Genomic DNA, 20,028 nt, shown 5'->3' on the forward strand with positions numbered 1-20,028 from the left:
CTGATCTTTTGTATGTTCTGTGATCTCCGCCGCAGCGTCCGTTCCTGCCGGGGCTTCTGTCGGACTGCCTGCATCAAACCGGGCAGAGGATTTTGCAATGACAGAGTTTTGCAATGACAGAGATAGCATATGGCTATATAATATCACAGCCAAGGGGGAAATGCACCGAAATCCTCCTTGGCTTTTTGTTTTCCGTATATGGTTTGAGGAATCAGGAAAATCTTCCCCAGAACTTTTCCTTCCAGATACCGAACCTTTCAGACACATCCTCTTTCTTTTCCTGATATAGGGTGTAGCTAAAATCCAGCCCGTAAGCCAGCAGCAGAACACTACCCAGCACCTTTCCCCAGGACAGAGGCACTCTGTCAATGGCTGCCGACACAAAATTGTGAAGGAAATAGAACAGACCCAATGTATACACACCCCAGGCAATGGAGCTTTCCAGACAGATGATCCCTTTATAATTAAATGGCTTGTCGTGATAATCCCACCAGATCTCTCCGAAGATCTTGTCCATTATGTAAGCCGTTATCAGCTCCAACGTAGTGGCCAGCACCATTCCAAAGAAAAACAGTTGTAACGGATTGGAGCTGTACGGCCGCAGAAGGATATAGACCGTCAGCGCCCCTACTCCGTAGATCGGGCACATCGGACTCTTGGCAAATCCCCGGTTTGTCAGTCTTCTGTTGCAAAATGACATATAGATAGACTCCAGCACCCATCCTAAAAAACTGTATGCTAAAAACCACAGCACCACATGATACATACTCCAGCCAAACACCACTTTATTCCACCACATATTTCCTCCCATGACTTCGTTCTCTGGTTTCCTTTTTTCACAGATACGTAACGCCGCACCAAAGACTTTTGCATAGCAGAAAATCCCCCTGAACTTCCTGCTACACAAAAATAGAGTGTCTCATCAACACTCTATTTACTGCACATATTAGTTATACTTACGCTTTCTGGCTGCTTCAGACTTTTTCTTGCGTCTTACGCTTGGCTTTTCGTAATGCTCTCTCTTACGAATCTCCTGCTGAATACCAGCCTTTGCACAGTTTCTTTTGAATCTGCGTAAAGCACTATCCAACGTTTCGTTTTCTTTTACGATTACATTTGACATAAACTCACACCTAACCTCCCCTCCAGCCTTGTATTGTGCATCATACGACTGTTCGGGTATTTTTACTGCACTAGAAAGATTATACCATATTTTTCCTGTTCGTCAACACATTTTGACAATTTCTAAAATTTCTTATTCCCTTTGTTATTCTCTTACGCTCTTACAGATCTTTCAGCTGGCTTCGCAGGATCTCTTCGGCCTTTTCCATGGCTTCCGCCATGCCCGCCGGATTTTTCCCTCCTGCCTGTGCCATGGAAGGACGTCCGCCTCCCCCTCCGCCTACCAAAGGTGCGACGGCTTTGATCAGGTTGCCGGCATGCGCTCCCTTTTTCACGGCACCGTCTGTCGCCATTGCTACCAGGCTGACCCTCTGGTCTTTTTCGGAGAGAAGAAGGATGACTGCTTCCTTTAACGTCTCCTTGCACTGGTCCCCGATCTCCCGAAGGCCATTCATGTCCATTCCGTCTGCCCTGGCGGCAAGAAAACGGATTCCGCCTACTTCTTTTACCTGATCCAGAAGATTGCCGGACACGTCCTTTGCCTGCCGGCTTTTATAAGATTCTATCTCTGCATGAAGCTTTTTATTTTCTTCTAAAAGAGAAGCCGTTCTTTCTGTTACGCGATCCTGAGAAACCTTCAGCAGGGAAGCCGTTTCCTGCCAGGAACGTTCTATCTCTGCATAGTATTCCAAAAGCCCTTTGGCTGTCAGCGCCTCGATCCGGCGGACACCGGCAGCGACTCCCGTTTCCGACAGGATCTTAAATGCCAGGATCATTCCGGTATGGGATACATGGGTTCCGCCACAAAGTTCAATCGAAAACTCTCCCATCCGGACGACTCTTACCATGTCGCCGTATTTTTCGCCAAACAAAGCGGCGGCTCCTGTCTTTTTTGCCTCCTGGATGGGCATGGTTTCTACAGAAACAGAAAGATTCTCCAGGATCTGACGGTTGACGATCGCTTCTATACGAACCAGTTCTTCTTTCGACAAAGCGGAAAAGTGGGTAAAATCAAACCTCAGCCGCTCTGCATTTACCAAAGATCCTGCCTGTTCCACATGGTTTCCCAATACAGATTTTAACGCCTTGTGCAGCAGATGGGTGGCGCTGTGGTTGTTGGCTGCCAGCATTCTTCGCTCTTTGTCAATAGCCAGATGCACCCTGTCCCCCTTTTGGAAGGCTCCTTCTTTCAGATAACCGACATGGCCGATCTTTCCACCGGAAAGCTTTTTCACATCTTCTACCACAAATCTTCCTGTATCTGTACAGATCCACCCCGTATCTGCCTCCTGTCCTCCGCTGGTGGCATAAAAGGGCGTCTCTTTTACAAAGACCGTTCCTTTTTCTCCCTGAGAAAGCCGGTCTGTGATGTGATCCTCCGTAGTCATCACCAGGATTTCCGAATCAAATTCCGTGTTTTCATAGCCCACAAAGGAGGAGGTGACAGACGGGTCAATGGATTCATAGACCGTCATATCTGCTCCCAAAAGACTGGTCTTCTCTCTTGCTTTTCTTGCCGTCTCCCGCTGGATCTCCATGGATCTGGAAAATCCTTCTTCATCTACCGAAAGCCCTTGCTCTTCCAGGATTTCTTTTGTCAGATCCAGGGGGAAGCCATAGGTATCATAGAGGCGGAAGGCTTCTTCTCCCTTCAGGATCGTTCTTTTTTCCGCTCTCATTTCTTCCCGAAGATCTGCAAGGATCGTCAGTCCCTGGTCAATGGTCTTTGCAAACAGTTCTTCTTCCTTGGCGATCACCTCATAGATAAAGAACTGCTTTTCCGCCAGCTCCGGATATCCGTCCTTTGATCCTTCCACTACCGTTTTCGCCAGATCTACCAAAAATTCTCCGGAGATTCCCAAAAGCTTCCCATGCCGGCAGGCTCTCCGGAGCAGACGGCGCAGTACATAGCCCCGGCCTTCGTTAGATGGCATGATACCGTCGGAGATCATAAAGGTTACGGAACGGATATGATCCGTGATGACGCGGGTAGATACGTCTGTTTCCCCGCCCCTTCCGTACTCCTTCCCTGAAAGTTTGCATACATGATCTCTCAGAGCTTTCATGGTATCAATATCGAACATGGAATCTACTTCCTGCACAATGCAGGCAAGACGCTCCAGCCCCATTCCGGTATCGATGTTTTTTTGTTCCAGTTCTGTATAATGATTTTCTCCATCGTTGTTAAACTGGGTAAATACGTTGTTCCAGATTTCCATATATCTGTCGCAGTCGCAGCCTACCGTACAGTCTTCCCTATCGCAACCATATTGTTCGCCTCTGTCATAGTAGACTTCGGAACAGGGACCGCAGGGACCTGCCCCATGCTCCCAAAAGTTGTCTGCCTTTCCGAAGCGGAAGATCCGATCTTCTGGAATCCCGATCTGATTGTGCCAGATATCCCAGGCTTCGTCGTCCTCCAGATACACGGAAGGATACAGCCGGTCCTTATCCAGGCCGATCACCTCTGTTAAAAACTCCCAGGTCCAGCCGATGGATTCCTTTTTAAAATAGTCTCCAAAGGAAAAGTTCCCCAGCATTTCGAAAAAAGTACCGTGACGCGCTGTCTTTCCTACATTTTCGATATCGCCTGTACGGATACACTTCTGACAGGTGGCCACACGCCTTTTGGGCGGAATTTCCTGCCCTGTAAAATAGGGTTTCATCGGTGCCATCCCTGAATTGATCAACAACAAACTCTTGTCGTTGTTGGGGACCAGGGAAAAGCTTTTCAGGATCAGATGCTCTTTGCTTGCAAAGAAATCCAGGAACATCTGTCGCAGTTCGTTTACTCCATAACTTTTCATCTCTTTTTCCTCCCATTCCCGGTTTATGTCCTTATGATACGGTGTTTGTCTATTTCAATTCGATTTCCTTTAATTCCTTTGGAGGAACCTTTCTGCTGGATCCGCTGACGAAGGTTTCCACTTTCTTCTGGGCCTTGGCAATAGGAATATTGGTTCCCGCTCCGGCAACGCATCCTCCGGGACAGCCCATGCCCTCCACCAGATGCCCGTTCAGCCGTCCTACCTTGGCAAGAGACAGCATCTTTTTACATTCTGCCAACCCCTCCGCATGCTGGATCTTTACCTCCACTTCCGGATAGTACTCTGCGATACAGTCCTCGATGGCCTTTGCCACTCCGCCGGAAACTGCGTACCCTCTTCCGGCGCCGGTAGCATTATGGAAGGAGGACTCCGCCTCATACTCTGTCAGATCGATTTCCATGGCGTCAAACATTGCCTGCAATTCTTCAAATGTGATCACAAAATCCACATCACTTCTCACCGTAGTGCGCATAGCCTCCAGTTTTTTGGAAGCGCAAGGACCGATAAAGACCACCTTGGCATTGGGGTGTTCTTTTTTGATGGTTCTGGCGGTGGCCACCATAGGCGTCAGTTCCTCTGATACCTGATCTACAATATCCGGAAAATATTTTTTCGCCAGCATCGCCCAGGAGGGACAACAGGAAGTCAGAAGAAACGGAAGTTCCCCCGTCGTAACCTTGTCCACGTAATGATGCGCCTCTGCAATGGCTCCGATATCTGCGCCCAAAGCCACCTCATAAAAATCAGAGAATCCCATTTCCTTCAGTGCCGCCTTCAGATTCCTGGCTGTAATGTTGTCGCCAAACTGTCCCACAAATGCCGGCGCTACTTCTGCAATGATCTCATTTCCTTCTTTCAGGCTCTTTGCCAGTTGGAAAATCTGGGATTTATCAGAGATGGCCCCAAATGGACAGTGTACCATGCACATTCCGCAGGACACACATTTGTCGTTCTGGATCTCGGCTCTTCCACAGTTATCTGAACCAATGGCTCCTACTCCACAGGCCTTCGCACAGGGCCTTTCCTTTTTTGCAATGGCGTCATAGGGACAGACGGCCTTGCATTTCCCACATTTGATGCACTTTTCCTGATCGATAAAGGAACGTCCCTTTCTCATGGAGACGGCTCCCTTGGGACAGACCTCCACGCAGGGATGTGCCAGACATCCCTTGCACATATTGCTGACCTCATACATATTTTCCTCGCAAGCCTCACAGGCAGAAGGAATCACCTGCATGAGAGGAGGCTCATAATACTTTTCTGAAATATTGCTGTCCTCCAGCCCCGCTGTCAGATGAACCGGTTTGTTTTCGGGACGCAGGGAAAGTCCCATTGCCAATCTGAGCCGTTCCCTGACGACAGCCCTCGCCCGGTACACGCTTTCCCTGTAGGTAGTCTCATCATTGACCATTTTGTAAGGAATCGCCTCTATATCATCATTGAGATGCTCCTTGTTTTCCTGAAATCCCAATGCGGCAATTTCTTTAAACACTTCGTTCCGAAGCTTTCTGACGGTTGTGTTCAATCCTCGCATCATCGCGGACAGCCCTCCTTCTTCCTTCTCTTATAACAGAATCATCCCGTGCTTTTCACAGGTCTCTCTCATCTTCTGAGGCCAGATACTGGCCTGGACCTCACCAATATGCGCCCTTCCTAAAAGCAGCATACAAAGCCGGGATTGTCCGATTCCACCCCCGATGGTGTACGGAAGTTCTCCGTTCAACAGCATCTTGTGATAGGGAAGCTCTCTGCGTTCTTCACATCCGGCTTTTTTCAACTGCTCTTCCAGCGCCTTTTCATCCACCCGGATTCCCATACTGGAAATCTCCAGCGCGCACTGGAGAGGCTCGAACCAAAAGAGAATATCTCCGTTCAGCGCCCAGTCATCATAGTCCGGCGCCCGTCCATCGTGAGGGATTCCATTTGCCAGCCGGTCGCCGATCTTCATAAGGAAGACGCAGCCATGCTCCTTTGCAATCAGGTTTTCACGTTCCTTGGCTGTTTGATTCGGGTAACGCTCCAAAAGCTCTTCCGTGGTCACAAAGGTCACCTTGGAAGGAAGCTTGGCTGCCGCTTCCGGATATTTATACCAGACTTCATGCTGCATATGCTTGATGATCTTGAACAGGTTGTGAACTGTGTCCTTCAGGGTCTCTACCGTTCTTTCTTCTTTGGTGATGACCTTTTCCCAGTCCCACTGATCCACATAGCAGGAATGAAGGTTATCCAGTTCCTCGTCCCTGCGGATGGCGTTCATATTGGTATATAGTCCTTCTCCCGGTTGAAATCCATATTTATGCAGCGCCATACGCTTCCATTTGGCCAGAGAATGGACGACCTCCATCTCTTCTCCTGCGATCGCTGCCATATCAAAGGATACCGGCCGCTCCACCCCATTGAGATTGTCGTTTAATCCACTGCTCTTTTCTACAAACAGGGGGGCGGAAATCCTTTCCAGATTCATTTCCTTTCCCAGCTCCTTCTGGAAGGTATCCCGGATGTATTTGATCGCCTCCTGCGTTTTTCTCACACTCAAATGTGGATCATAGTTGTTTGGAATGGTTATTGCCATGCTGTTTCCTCCTGCTTCTGTTTTCCTTCAAATAGTCTCTGTGTATAGTATACAGACTGCATGGCATCTTTTCCATAAAAATCTGCTCCGATGCTGTCTGCATATTCCTGATTTAGTACGGCTCCTCCTACCATGACTTTACAGTCCGGTTTCTTTTCCCTTAGAAGCCGTATGGTCTGCTCCATGCTGACTACGGTAGTCGTCATAAGAGCGCTTAGGCCCACTAGATTTACCTGCCGCTTCAGCGCTGTTTCCACAATCGTCTCCGGCGCTACGTCCTTGCCCAGATCGATCACGTCAAAGCCATAATTTTCCAGCAGGACCTTCACGATATTTTTTCCGATGTCATGAATGTCTCCCTTGACGGTTGCCAGGATGACAGGCTCCTTTTTCTTCGCCTGCCCTTCCTCCCCGCCAAGCCTGTCCTTCAGGACTCCAAAGGCAATTTTAGCAGAATCCGCACTCATAAGCAACTGTGGCAAAAAGAGACTGCCTTTTTCAAATCCTTTTCCTACCGCGTCCAGCGCCGGGATCAGATGCTTCTGGATGATGGTAAATCCGTCCGTTTCTTTTAAAAGCGCCAGGGTGGACTGGTAAGCCTCCTCCTTCAGTCCTTTTTCAATGGCCTCCTGTAAGGAAATGCTCCCTCCGCTTTTTGCGGAGGACGATTGTCCGGTCGCCTGCTGCGCGTATGTCCGGATATAAGACGCACAGTTCCCGTCATATCCCATCAAGGCGCAGAAGGCATGATACGCCCGCATCATATCTTCCGAGGAGGGATTGATGATCCCTGCCGACAGGCCGCTTTGCATGGCCATCGTGAAAAAGTGGGAGTTGATGATCCCTCTGCCGGGAAGACCGAAGGAAATGTTGGAAACACCAAGAACGGTACAGACTCCCAGCTCTTCCCGAACTCTCCTGAGAGCCTCCAGCGTAACTGCTGCGCCCATTGGTTCCGAGCTGATGGTCATAGCCAGTACGTCGATCACCACATCCTTTTTTGCGATCCCGTATTCGGCGGCTGTCTGCACAATCTTCCTTGCGATCTGCACCCGCCCCTCTGCCGTATCGGGAATCCCATCCTCGTCAATGGTCAGCCCCACTACCACGCCTCCATATTTTCGAACCAGGGGAAACACCTCCTTCATGGATTCCTGTTTCCCATTGACGGAATTGATCATAGGCTTCCCGTTGTAGATACGCATCGCCTGTTCCATCGCTTCTGCGTCTACCGTGTCGATCTGGAGAGGAAGGCTGGTGACACTTTGCAGTTCTCTTACCACCTCTGTCATCATACGCACTTCGTCAATATCGGGAAGTCCCACATTCACATCCAAAATGTCTGCTCCCCCATCCTGCTGAGTGATCCCTTCCTTTAGGATATAATCAATGTTATGCTCCTTCAGAGCCTGCTTAAACAGCTTCTTCCCGGTAGGATTGATCCGCTCTCCGATCAGGACGGGCTTTTCTCCCAAGAGAACCGCCTTTCCGTAGGAAGAGACCATTGTGTGCGGCTTGGGGAGAACCTTCGGGCAGGTCTTATCTTTACATACCCGGATCATCCGACGGATATGCTCCGGCGTCGTTCCGCAGCAGCCACCGATGATACAGGCTCCTTTGTCTGTGATCTCTCCCATGATCTCGGCAAATGTTTCCGGCGAAATGTCATAGAACACCTCTCCTTCCTTCTGTATAGGAAGGCCGGCGTTTGGCTTCACAATGATCGGGACGCTGGCATAACGGGTCAGTTCCTCCAGAATGGGAAGCATCTGTGCCGGTCCCAGTCCGCAGTTGATTCCCAGTGCATCTACGCCCAATCCCTCCAGAAGGGCTACCACCGAAGGAACGTCTCCCCCCGTCAGAAGTTTTCCTTTTTCGTCAAAAATCATGGTGACAGACACCGGAAGGTCGGATGCTTCCTTTGCTGCCAGCACGGCCGCCTTCACCTCATAGGTATCGCTCATGGTCTCGATGTGGATCAGATCTGCCCCGGCCTTTTCTCCGTAACGGATCACTTCCTTGTAGGCGTTACAGGCCTCTTCAAATCCCAGATCCCCCATGGGCTTCAACAGCTTTCCGGTAGGCCCCAGATCCAGGGCGATATAGCACTCTTCCCTGCACCCGCTTCTTCGGATCCCCTGCCTTACATGATCGACGGCTGCCTCCACTACTTCCTGTAAGCAATACCTCGTTCCCTGAAACTTCAAGGCATTGGCCCCAAAGGTATTGGTCAGAAGGATGCGGCTTCCGGCCTGCGCATACTGTCTGTGAATGTCAATGATCACTTCCGGTTTTTCTATATTCCAGGATTCCGGCAGCTCTCCCGGCTTCAATCCTTCCTCCTGGAGAAGAGTTCCCATCCCTCCGTCAAAAAACAACAGTTCTTTTCCTAATCTGTCTCGCAGCATACGATGCCTCCTGTATCTCTTCTTTATCTTATGAAGTAGCCCTCCGATAGGTGCAGTCCGTCTTATCACAGGCTTCGCAGCCCTGTCTGTGGCAGGAAATCGGCGTTTTGCTCAGCCCGATCACTGCTGTTACCGATTTGGTAGGAATCAGCATACAGCTGTCTGTAGCCATCAGTCCGATCTTTTTTTCACTTTCCAGCATACGAAGTACCAGTTTCTGGTGGCGGATATCAAAATCTCCATACCCGGGGCTGAACCTGGGACGCAGATACCATCCCTCCTGGCCCAGATCTTCTTTCAGTTCCTCCTGCCGGGTGTCCAGATATTCTTCCAGCATGGCCGCGGCACACGCCTGTAAGACCACCGCTTTTGCCATGTCTGTCAGTTCATATTTCCGAAGCAGACGGTCTACCTCAGCACCCAGGGTCGCTCCCAGCATAAGAGCTTTTTCACACCCCTTCATGTTTTTTTTCAGAGCTTTGCTTTCTATCAGCAGGGATCCTATGGTAATCTGCCCGTCCGTCTCCTGCAATTCAAAAATGCGGTAGACCATTCGCTGCTCTGCCACCTGATCCAGCTCCCGGAAGGAGTCGGATATCAGTCTTTTGGTGTCAGCATCTACCGCATTTTTTCCATATCCCAGATAACGGATCGCTTCTTTTGTTTTTCTGTCCATCTGCTTTGCCCTATACCCGGATGATCTGGGAAATATTTTCCAGGATCTTCCTTCCGATCTCCGGTTTGTTCATGGTATAAATATGTACCTGGCGGATCCCGTTTGCCAGAAGATCTATGATCTGATCGGTGGCATATGCGATACCGGCCTGCTCCATCGCCGCACTGTTTTCTCCAAAACGATCCAGGATTGCCAGAAATCTTGCCGGAAGAACTGTTCCGGACAGTTGACAGATCCTCTGCATCTGTTTGGCATTGGTTACCGGCATGATTCCCGGTATTACCGGAACCGTGATCCCTTTTTCCCGGATCCTGTAGAGGAAATTATAAAGGATATGGTTGTCAAAAAACATCTGTGTCGTTAAAAAATCCACACCGCAGTCCACTTTTTCCTTCAGATGCCGGATATCGTCTTTTTTATGGGGCGTTTCCACGTGTCCTTCGGGATAACAGGCAGCTCCGATACAAAAATCCCCTCTGGTCCGGATATCTTCGATGAGCTCCGATGCATACCGATAGTGATTGGGAAGGGGAAACTGACCGGAGTCCGGAATGTCCCCCCGAAGGGCCAGGATATTCTCGATCCCTTCTTCTTTCAGTCTGTCAATGACCTGGTGTACCTGCTCCCGTGTGGAAGACACACATGTCAGATGTGCCAGACTGGTTACTCCGTCTTTGGAGATGGCGGCTGCGATCTCCGCCGTCTGACTGCTGGTTCCTCCGCCTGCGCCGTAGGTCACACTGATAAAATCCGGCTGCAAGGTTATCAGTTCTTTTACTGTCTGCAAAACAGATTCTTTTCCACTTTCCGTCTTGGGCGGAAAGACTTCAAAAGAAATATGGGCGCCTTTTTTTTCTAAAATGTCTTTAATCTTCATTGCTCATCCTTTTCGTTATCCAAAACATCTGCGTTTACTCTGTCAGTTCCCGGTACAGTCTCTCATATTGCCGGGCGGAACTGTTCCAGGAGAAGTCTCTTTCCATCCCTCTCTGAGCGATCCGGTTCCATTCCCTCTTTTTGTCATAGAAGACATGCTCTGCATAGCGGATGATCCCCAGCATTTCGTGGGCGTTATAGTTACTGAAACTAAATCCTGTTCCTGCTTTTTCAAACTCATTGTACGGTTCCACCGTGTCTTTCAATCCTCCCGTTTCCCGCACGATCGGCACTGTTCCGTACCGAAGGCTCATCAGCTGGCTGAGGCCACAGGGCTCAAACAGGGACGGCATTAAAAATCCGTCGCAGGATGCGTAAATCTTATGGGACATAGGCTCCGAATAATAGATATTGGCAGAAACCTTTTCCGGATATTTCCATTCAAAATGACGGAACATATTTTCATACCGCTCCTCTCCGGTTCCCAGAACTACCAACTGAATGGCGTCCTGGCACAGTTCGTCCAAAATGCAGGCGATCAGATCCAGGCCTTTCTGGTCTGTCAGTCGGGATACGATACCCAGCATCATAACCTTGGGGTTTTCTTCCAGCCCCAGCTCCTTTTGCAGCTCCGTTTTGTTTTTCTTCTTTTCCCTGCGGAAGCTGTCCACCGTGTATTTCTTAAAAATATGCCGGTCTGTGGCCGGATCATATTCTTTGTAGTCGATCCCGTTGACAATTCCCCACAAATGATTGGATCTGGCCCGCATCAATCCATCCAGTCCTTCTCCGTAGAAGGGCATCTGTATTTCCTGTGCATAGGAATTGCTGACTGTCGTGATCCGATCTGCATATACGATTCCGCCTTTCAGATAATTGGCGTCCTTGTAGGCTTCCATTTTGTCGGGAGAAAAATAGTAAGAGGGAAGTCCTGTGATATCCTGGATCCGTTTGGTATCCCAGATTCCCTGGAATTTCAGGTTGTGAATGGTCATCACGGTACGGATCCCTCTGTAATAGGGATCTCCGTATCTGAAATTATCCAGATAAACCGGCACCAGCCCCGACTGCCAGTCATGGCAGTGGATAATATCCGGGCAGAAATCAATGACCGGAAGGGAGCTTAATACGGCCTTGGAGAAAAAAGCAAACTTTTCTACATCGGTATATACATCTCCATAAGGGGCAAATCCGCCGAAATAGAACTCATTGTCTATAAAATAGAAGGTGATCCCCTCATGAACCAGTTCCAGGATCCCCACATACTGCGTCCGCCAATTGAGATCCATATAAAAGTGTGTCCGGTAGATCAGCTTACTGCTCCATTCTTCCTTCATGCACAGATATTTGGGAAGAATGACCCGCACATCCCACTCTTCTTTCTCAAAATATTTAGGCAGGGAGCCTACTACATCTGCAAGTCCTCCCGTCTTAATAAATGGAACCGATTCCGATGCTACAAACAATACCTTTTTCATATCGTTTCCCTCCCTGAAAAAAATATGCAATCATTATATATCACTTTTTATCTGAAACGCAAGTTCTTTCATTTCGGAGGCATTCTTTCTTACTGCCTCTGTAATCTTTGCCCCTCCCAGGATCCTTGCCAGTTCCTCCACCTGTTCTTTTTCATTTAGCCGGCTGATCTGTGTTTTGACCGAATCTTCTTTCGTGGTCTTTGTGATCCGAAAATGTGTATCTGCCATCGCTGCGATCTGAGCCAGATGGGTAACGCAAAGAACCTGATGATGCTTTCCGATCACTGCCATTTTTTCCGATACCTTCTGGGCTGTCCTGCCGCTGATCCCTACATCGATCTCATCAAAGATCAGAGTATCCGTCTGTCCCTTTCTGGCTGTAATGGTCTTAATGACCAGCATGAGACGGGATAATTCTCCGCCGGATGCCACACGGATCAAGGGTTTCGGCGACTGGCCCGGATTTAAGGATACCAGAAATTCTGCTTCATCGATCCCATCGGCTGTACAGGCGTTTGCTTCCGCCAGGGAGATCTGAAATACCACTGATTCAAAATTCAGATCCCGCAGTCCTTCCTCGATCATCGGCTCCAGTCGGGCTGCATACTCTCTGCGCAGTTCAGAAAGCTCTCCTGCCTTCTCACGTAAGATCCTTCCGATCTCTTTTACTTTATCTTCCAGCCGCTTCAGATAGCCGTCAAAGTCTTTCAGGATCGCTATCTTTTCTTTCTTTTTCTGACAGGCTTCCAGAATCTCTTCCACACTTGCTCCATACTTGGCCTTCAGGTGGTTCAGCAGGTTTAATCGCTCCTCTGTCTCCTCAAATTCTTCCGGGGAAAACTCCAGACTGTGGCTGCAATGATCCAGATCCCGATGAAAATCCTCCAGCAGTCCTTCTATCTGAACCAGTTGTTGGTACAGGCTGTCCACCTCTCCATCCAGGTCTGCCACTGCCGCAAGGGAACGGACTCCCCTGCTCAGGACGTCTCCTGCACTTTCGCCCCCTTCCCGGGTATATCTGACGGTCTCCCACAAGGCATCCCGGATCCTTTTTCCGTGAAGCATCTTGTGGTAGGTTTTTTCCAGTTCCATATCCTCTTTCGGGGTTATGCGCGCCTCCTCGATCTCTTTCACCTCATACAGCAAAAGATCCAGCTCTCTGCCGCTGTTTGCGCTCCTTGCACTGCCCTGCTCCAGCTTTCTTCGCAGTCGATGGTACTCCTGGTGACAGTGCCGGATCTCCCGCTTTTTTTCAAATGCTTTTTCTCCGATAAAACTGTCCAGGATCTCCAGATGGTTCTTTTTCTGTAACAGAGACTGGTGCTCATGCTGACCGTGGATATCGATCAGCAGGGACGCCACGTCTGACAGTCTGGATTTTTGCACCGTCTCTCCGTTGATCCGGCTGACACTTCTTTTTCCGCTGATCTTGCGGGACAGGATTACCTGATCCTCCTCTGTCTCGACGCCCAGATCCTGCAGCTTTTTCTGTTGCTGCGGATCCTGTACCAGAAAGGTCAGTTCCACCAGTCCGGATTCCGCACCCTCCCGGATCATATCTGCGGCGTACTTCCCGCCCAGAGCCAGTCCTATCGATCCCATCAGAATGGATTTTCCGGCACCTGTCTCTCCGGTCAAAATATTCAGTCCTTCTGTAAATTCCATATCCAGTTCTTCTATTAACGCCAGATTTTTTACATATAGATTCTGTAACATCCTGCCTCCATCAAATGATCTTGCGAATCTTTTCCATTACCGTCCCGACAGCCTCTTTGCTGCGGACTACACAGATGATCGTGTCGTCTCCTGCCACGCTTCCTACGATCTCTTCCCATTCCATTCCATCAATGGCTGCGCAGACCGCCATCGCCATTCCCGACATGGTTTTGACCACCAGAATGTTCTGCGCCACGTCCATGGACAAATATCCTTCTTTCAGAACTCTCCTATGTTTTTCTTTCATACTGCCGTGACTCTTTTGCTGAAGGGCATATCTTTGACGACCGTTCTCCCCCTGGATTTTTGTCAGCTTCAGATTGCGGATATCCCGGGACACCGTCGCCTGTGTCACATCATATCCCTCCGCCCGCAGGTAACTGGCCAGTTCCTCCTGGGTTTCCACCTGATATTTGTGGATCAGCTCTATGATTTTTGTGTGTCTGCCCGCTTTTACCATCTTAATTTCCTCTCATCTTCCTTCGTAATGTTTCCAGAAAACTGACCCGGTTCAACTGCAGGATCCGAGTGGCTTCCTTTGCTCTGCGCACGCTGATCTTGTCCCCCGTCTTCACCGCCATGCTTTCTATTCCGTCAAAAGACACCAGCGCCTCTTCCTTTGTCCCTCTTCGTCCTTTCCCGATCTTGATCATGATCTCATCTTCCGCCGATAAAATAATGCTCCTTGCATAAAGGGCATGGCAGCAGATAGGCGTTACCAGGATCAGGGAAGCAGTAGGCTCCACGATAGGCCCCCCCGCCGACAGATTGTATGCCGTAGATCCTGTCGGTGTGGAAATAATGACGCCGTCCGCCTCATACTCATTTAGCAGCTCTCCGTTTACGTACAGGTCAAAGCGAATGATCCTGGGCCCGCCATTTCGGGTCACTACAATATCATTCAGAGCCACATCCCATCGATTTTCTCCTGTTTCTCCGTACAACATCATTCGGTTTTCTATGTCAAATTCTCCCCGAACCACCTGAGTCATGGCAGCTTCCAGACTTCCAGGTTCCACCTCCGTCAGATACCCCAAGGTTCCCATATTGATCCCCAGGATGGGAATCCCGCGTCCCCGGAGCAAGCGCGCCACCTCTATCAGGCTGCCGTCTCCGCCGATCACCAGGGCGCACTCCACATCTTCCGGGATCTCCTTTAGCAGGATCTTCTTTTCTGCATCTTTCGGACAGAGGATTCCCTTCTTTCCGTTTTTTTCCAGAAGGGAAAGAACCTCTCCCGTCACTTTTCCGTCTTTATCTTTTCCGTCGTTTGTTACGATCAAAAATTTGTCCATTGATTTTGTCCCTTTATTCTTTTGTCAGTTCTCCAAAGGCCTGCTCCACCAGTTTTGGAATTTCCACAGCAAGATCCTCCCCCGGAGAATGCTTTCTGGCAAGATGGATCAGGTATTCAATATTCCCTTCCGGCCCCCGGATGGGAGAATATTCCAGATTTCTCACCTGAAATCCGATATCTTCTGCATGTCGGACGATCATTTCTATGACTTCAACATGCGTAGTCCTATCTCGTACCACTCCTTTTTTCCCTACCTTTTCCCGCCCCGCCTCAAACTGTGGTTTGATCAGGGCTACGATCTCGCCGTCTTCTGTCAGGTACGCTGCAACAGGCGGAAGGACTTTCTTTAGAGAAATAAAGGAAACATCAATGGAAGAGAACTCTACCGGCTCCTGAAACGCCTCCGGTGTCACATACCGGATATTGGTCTTTTCCATGGAAATCACCCGCGCATCCTGCCGCAGCTTCCAGTCCAGCTGTCCTCTCCCCACATCGATGGCATACACTTTTTTTGCCCCGTTTTGCAGCATACAGTCGGTAAATCCTCCCGTAGAAGCTCCCACATCGGTGCATACTTTTCCTTTCACCGACACCGCAAACTGTTTCATGGCCTTTTCCAGCTTCAATCCTCCCCTGCTGACATAGGGAAGCGTGGAGCCTCTTACTTCTATGGACACCTCTTCCGGAAAAAAGGATCCGGCCTTATCTTCCTTCTGTCCCTCTACATAAACAATCCCTGACATGATAATGGCCTTCGCCTTCTCTCTGGAAGGCGCCAGGTTCCGTTTCGTCAGCAGGATATCCAGTCTTTCTTTCATAGCTTCTCCTGTTCTTGATAGGCTGTTTCGATTCTGTCTGCCATGGTCTGCGCATCCAGTCCCATTTCTTTTCGGAGCACACCAATACTTCCGTGCTCTACATAGTCGTCGGGAAGAGCCAGGGGCAATACCCTGACAGCTTTGCCTCTGCCTGCATAGTAGGCGATGATGCTTTCGCCAAAGCCTCCTCTTTGCACATTCTCTTCCATGGAAACCACCAGTCGGTGTTCCTTACAGACTTCCTCCAGCATATCGGTATCCAGCGGCTTGGCAAACCTTCCGTTGACCAGCGTGCAGGAATACCCTTTTTCCTTCAGCAGCCGCCTGACCGTCACGGCCTCCTCAAAGAGATGCCCGTAGCTTATGATGGCGATCTGGCTTTCCCATGCAATAATCTCACTTTTCCCATATCGAATTTCCTGACAGACTTCCTCTGGCATCTCGTAAGCTGTCCCTCTGGGATATCGGATGGCGGATGGACCGTCCAGCTTCATGGCATATTCCAGCATATCGGAAAGCTCCCGTCCGCTTTTGGGTGCCAGGATGGTCATATTGGGAATGCTTCCCAGATAAGAGAGGTCAAAGATTCCCTGATGGGTTTCCCCATCGCTTCCTACGATCCCTGCCCGGTCGATAGCAAAGACCACCGGAAGCTTTTGTAGCGCCACATCATGGATGATCTGGTCGTACCCTCTTTGCAGAAAAGAAGAATACACCGCAAAGACCGGGCGCAGCCCTCCGGCTGCCAGTCCTGCCGCAAAGGTGACCCCGTGGCCTTCTGCGATCCCCACATCAAAGCATCTCTTCGGGAACTGTTTCTGGAAGGGCTCCAGACCCGTTCCTCCCGCCATGGCCGCCGTGATGGCTACGATCCTCTCGTCTTCTTTGGCCAGTTTGGTCAATGTTTTTCCAAACACATCCGTGTAAGTTTCCTTCTCCTTTTTGTCCCGGCTAAGTCCTGTAGATACCTGAAAAGGTCCGATGCCGTGAAATCTGTCCGGGTACTGTTCCGCCGGCGGATATCCCTTACCCTTTTTCGTCAGGACATGAAGGAGCACCGGCCCTTCCACCTTTGCCGCCTCCCGGAAAGCCTCGCACAGCATCTCGATGTCATGTCCTGCCACAGGACCCAGATAGGTGATTCCCATATCTTCAAAAAACATTCCCGGAACCAGGAGCTGTTTAATGCTGCTTTTGGTTTTTCGGATGTTCCGGATCATGGGTTTGCCCACCACCGGAACCTTATGAAGAGTCCGCACCACCTGTTTTTTCAGTCCGGTATAGATGTCTGCCGTCCGCAGTTTCGCCAGATACTTGGACATCCCGCCTACATTTTCGGAGATGGACATATGATTGTCATTCAGAACCATGATAAAATTGGTGCGAAGGGAGGCGGCGTTGTTTAAGGCCTCATACGCCATCCCGCCTGTCAGGGATCCGTCTCCGAATACAGAGATCACATGATACTTTTCCTGTTTCAGATCCCTGGCGTATACATATCCCAGTCCCGCGGATATGGAAGTAGAGCTGTGTCCTGTATCAAAAGCGTCGCAGTCACTTTCCTTTCTTTTGGGAAATCCGCTCATCCCGCCATATTTCCTGAGTTGATCAAATCCGTCCTTTCTGCCGGTCAGGATCTTGTGGGTATAGGATTGGTGTCCCACATCCCAGATGATCTTATCCTCCGGAAGCGAAAATGTCCGATGCATGGCCATCGTCAGCTCTACCACGCCCAGATTGGAGGCAAGATGTCCTCCTGTCTGACTGAGTTTCTCCAGCAAAAAACGCCGAATCTCCAGTGCCAGCAGGGGGAGTTCTTCTTTTTTTATTTTTTTGATATCATTTTCTTTTTTTATTTTTTCCAGCATAATTTGTCCACCTTTTTACCTGTCCCGGCAGATCAGCCAAAGCAGAAGCTGCTCCAGATAGGGATTTTGCTCGGGAAAGTTCTGCAGCCCGGCAACGGCTCTGTTTGACAGTCGGCCGACCTCTTCTGCGGCGCCGTCTGCACCTGCAAAAGCAACGTATGTGGTTTTTTTGTTTTTTTCATCACTGTAGACAGGCTTTCCCATTGTCTCCGGATCTCCGGTGACATCCAGAATATCATCCTGGATCTGGAAGGCAATTCCTACGTCTCTTGCCACCTGTTCTATGCTCTCGACCTGTTCCTGGTCTGCTCCCGCTAAAATGGCTCCGATCATCATAGACGCCTCCAAAAGAGCCGCCGTCTTCATCTGATAGATCAAAAGCAGCCGGTCTCTGGAAACGTCTGTCTGACAGGAGGTGACATCGATCACCTGTCCGCCGATCATTCCGTACATCCCCGCCTTGTTGGCCAGTACCTGCAAAGCATGGCCTACCGTCTTTGCGTCTGCTTCTTTCATGGAAAAGGCGGACGTTGCCGTTTCAAATGCCAGATTTAACAGGCCGTCTCCCGCCAGGATCGCCAGATCCTCCCCATAGACTTTGTGGGAGGTCAGCCTGCCCCTGCGGTAGTCATCGTTGTCCATGGCCGGCAGATCATCGTGGATCAGAGAATAGGTATGGATCATCTCAATGGCTGCCATAAAAGGAAAGATCACCTCTTTTTCCCCTCCAAACAGCCGATAGGTTTCCCACATCAGCATCGGACGCAGCCGTTTTCCGCCTGCAAAAAGGCTGTAAGACATGGATTCCTCCAAAACCTTATATTCTTTTCCGGCTTCCGGCATAAACCGTTTCAGGATCCGTTCGATCTTTGCTATCTTTTCTTTCAGCTGCGCTGAAAATTCCTGTTTAGAATTCATGCAACTCTCCCTTATCGTCCAGGTACAGCACCTGTTTCTCCACCTGTTCTACCCGCTTGGAACATTCTTTTAACACTTCCATCCCTTCCTGGTATTTGGAAAAAGCCTCCTCCAGGGGAAGTTCTTCTGTTTCCATTGTGTGGATCACAGATTCCAGCTTTTGAAATAATATTTCCAGATTTTCTTCCTGTTTTTTTTCTTTTTTCTCTGCCATAATTTCTCCCGCCCTGCTATCTTTCGTATGGTTGTGTTCTTTCCTCTGCTTCCTCCGCCCGTGCGCGGATCACTCCGTCTGTTACATGGATCAAAAGAGCTTCTCCCGGCGCAATCTCCCGAATACTTTTAACTCTCTGATGCCCCTCTTTTTCCACGTAGGCATAGCCGCCCATCAATTTTGTCAAAGGGGACAGATTCCGGAATGTTTCGATGTAAAGCTCCATCCTATGCCTATCTCTGAGAAGAGACTGCTGCATCCTGCCCTTCAGACGATCTTCCAGCTCTGTGAGGCGCTGCTGCTTTTCCTGCAATTTATATCGGGGATGCAGATAGGTCAGTCTGGTCCGGATCTCTCTCAGACGCAAACGGAGCCGGTCTGTCTTCTGCTCCATCGTCCTTCGGAAACGAAGCCTGTACTCCTCCAGCCTCATCCGGGTCTGGCCGGCATCCCAGACAGCCAGCTCTGCGGCTGCCGACGGGGTGGGCGCTCTCATATCCGCCACAAAATCTGCGATCGTCACATCCGTCTCATGTCCCACAGCCGAGATGACAGGCACTGTACATTCAAAAATAGCTCGCGCAACAATTTCTTCATTGAATGCCCAAAGGTCCTCTATAGAACCCCCGCCTCTTCCCACGATCATCACATCTACCTGCTGTTTTTCCAGGGCTTTGATCCCATCTGCCACGCTCTGCGCCGCGCCCTCTCCCTGTACCTTTGCCGGATACAGAATCAGCTGCACGAAAGGGTTCCTTCTGCCTGCCACATTGATGATATCATGGACTGCGGCTCCTGTAGCTGCCGTTACGATTCCTACCGTCCTTGCATAAACGGGGATCGGTTTCTTATACCCCGGATCGAACATCCCCATCTCTTCCAGTTCTCTTTTCCGTCTCAGAAACTGCTCGTACAGCTGCCCCTTCCCGGCTTCCTCAATACGCCCGGCATAGAGCTGATACCTTCCGTCTCTTTCATAAACGCTGATCTCGCCGCTGACGACCACCTGGTCCCCCTCTTTCATATGAAAAGAGAGTCCGCCTCGCTTCCCCGCAAACATAACGCAGGCAATCGTTCCAGACTCATCTTTCAATGAAAAATATATGTGCCCCGAAGAATGGTATTTGCAGTTGGACACCTCGCCCTTTACGGAAATTCGCTTTAATAAATAGTCTCCGGTAAACAAATGTTTGATATAAGAATTTACCTGCTTTACTGTATAAATATTGTCAGCCAT

At 49.7% G+C, this 20,028-nt stretch carries 17 protein-coding genes; all 17 read right to left on the reverse strand.

Annotation, left to right across the window (positions count from 1 at the left end; all coding sequences use genetic code 11):
- Positions 1–211: 211 nt before the first annotated feature.
- Complete coding sequence (locus SOW26_RS06515; protein WP_276960197.1) at positions 212–799, reverse strand: putative ABC transporter permease; 588 nt, start codon at positions 797–799, stop codon at positions 212–214.
- Positions 800–946: 147 nt separating this feature from the next.
- Positions 947–1,123 carry a 30S ribosomal protein S21 gene (gene rpsU, locus SOW26_RS06520; protein WP_004054229.1) on the reverse strand — a complete coding sequence of 59 codons (177 nt, stop codon included), beginning with the start codon at positions 1,121–1,123 and terminating at the stop codon, positions 947–949.
- A gap of 160 nt (positions 1,124–1,283) precedes the next feature.
- Positions 1,284–3,929 (reverse strand): alanine--tRNA ligase, encoded by a 2,646-nt coding sequence (alaS, locus tag SOW26_RS06525; protein ID WP_320652104.1) that lies wholly within the window; start codon positions 3,927–3,929, stop codon positions 1,284–1,286.
- Between the two features lie 49 nt (positions 3,930–3,978).
- Entirely contained in the window at positions 3,979–5,487 is a 1,509-nt protein-coding gene (locus SOW26_RS06530; RefSeq protein WP_276960195.1) for a 4Fe-4S dicluster domain-containing protein, read from the reverse strand.
- A 27-nt stretch (positions 5,488–5,514) separates the two neighbouring features.
- Positions 5,515–6,522 (reverse strand): aspartate--ammonia ligase, encoded by a 1,008-nt coding sequence (gene asnA, locus SOW26_RS06535; RefSeq protein ID WP_320652105.1) that lies wholly within the window; start codon positions 6,520–6,522, stop codon positions 5,515–5,517.
- Positions 6,513–8,930 (reverse strand): homocysteine S-methyltransferase family protein, encoded by a 2,418-nt coding sequence (locus tag SOW26_RS06540; protein ID WP_276960193.1) that lies wholly within the window; start codon positions 8,928–8,930, stop codon positions 6,513–6,515. The genes asnA and SOW26_RS06540 overlap by 10 nt, the downstream gene beginning before the upstream one ends.
- A 28-nt stretch (positions 8,931–8,958) precedes the next feature.
- Complete coding sequence (locus tag SOW26_RS06545) at positions 8,959–9,606, reverse strand: Vitamin B12 dependent methionine synthase activation subunit (protein WP_320652106.1); 648 nt, start codon at positions 9,604–9,606, stop codon at positions 8,959–8,961.
- A 10-nt stretch (positions 9,607–9,616) separates the two neighbouring features.
- Positions 9,617–10,483, reverse strand: a complete 867-nt coding sequence (gene metF, locus SOW26_RS06550; RefSeq protein ID WP_320652107.1) for a methylenetetrahydrofolate reductase [NAD(P)H] — start codon at positions 10,481–10,483, stop codon at positions 9,617–9,619.
- Between the two features lie 34 nt (positions 10,484–10,517).
- A complete protein-coding gene (glgA, locus tag SOW26_RS06555; protein WP_276960053.1) occupies positions 10,518–11,960 on the reverse strand; it encodes a glycogen synthase GlgA in 1,443 nt (480 codons plus the stop codon).
- A 33-nt stretch (positions 11,961–11,993) separates the two neighbouring features.
- A complete protein-coding gene (gene recN, locus SOW26_RS06560) occupies positions 11,994–13,676 on the reverse strand; it encodes a DNA repair protein RecN (RefSeq protein ID WP_320652108.1) in 1,683 nt (560 codons plus the stop codon).
- A 10-nt stretch (positions 13,677–13,686) separates the two neighbouring features.
- On the reverse strand, positions 13,687–14,136 hold the full coding sequence (argR, locus tag SOW26_RS06565) for an arginine repressor (protein WP_154475549.1): 450 nt from the start codon (positions 14,134–14,136) through the stop codon (positions 13,687–13,689).
- Position 14,137: 1 nt separating this feature from the next.
- Positions 14,138–14,971 (reverse strand): NAD(+)/NADH kinase, encoded by an 834-nt coding sequence (locus SOW26_RS06570; RefSeq protein WP_276960055.1) that lies wholly within the window; start codon positions 14,969–14,971, stop codon positions 14,138–14,140.
- Positions 14,972–14,984: 13 nt separating this feature from the next.
- The gene (locus SOW26_RS06575; protein ID WP_276960056.1) at positions 14,985–15,791 is read right to left on the reverse strand and encodes a TlyA family RNA methyltransferase; all 807 of its coding nucleotides are present in this window, start codon (positions 15,789–15,791) and stop codon (positions 14,985–14,987) included.
- Positions 15,788–17,659, reverse strand: a complete 1,872-nt coding sequence (dxs, locus tag SOW26_RS06580; RefSeq protein WP_276960057.1) for a 1-deoxy-D-xylulose-5-phosphate synthase — start codon at positions 17,657–17,659, stop codon at positions 15,788–15,790. The genes SOW26_RS06575 and dxs overlap by 4 nt, the downstream gene beginning before the upstream one ends.
- 15 nt (positions 17,660–17,674) lie before the next feature.
- Positions 17,675–18,577, reverse strand: a complete 903-nt coding sequence (locus SOW26_RS06585; protein WP_276960058.1) for a polyprenyl synthetase family protein — start codon at positions 18,575–18,577, stop codon at positions 17,675–17,677.
- Complete coding sequence (gene xseB / locus SOW26_RS06590; protein ID WP_154475559.1) at positions 18,567–18,791, reverse strand: exodeoxyribonuclease VII small subunit; 225 nt, start codon at positions 18,789–18,791, stop codon at positions 18,567–18,569. Before xseB ends, SOW26_RS06585 begins: the two co-directional genes overlap by 11 nt.
- 16 nt (positions 18,792–18,807) lie before the next feature.
- Positions 18,808–20,028, reverse strand: coding sequence for an exodeoxyribonuclease VII large subunit (gene xseA, locus SOW26_RS06595; protein WP_276960059.1), 1,221 nt, complete (start codon positions 20,026–20,028; stop codon positions 18,808–18,810).

It is taken from the genome of Suipraeoptans intestinalis (assembly GCF_034091795.1).
GTDB classification, from domain to species: Bacteria; Bacillota; Clostridia; order Lachnospirales; family Lachnospiraceae; genus Suipraeoptans; species Suipraeoptans intestinalis.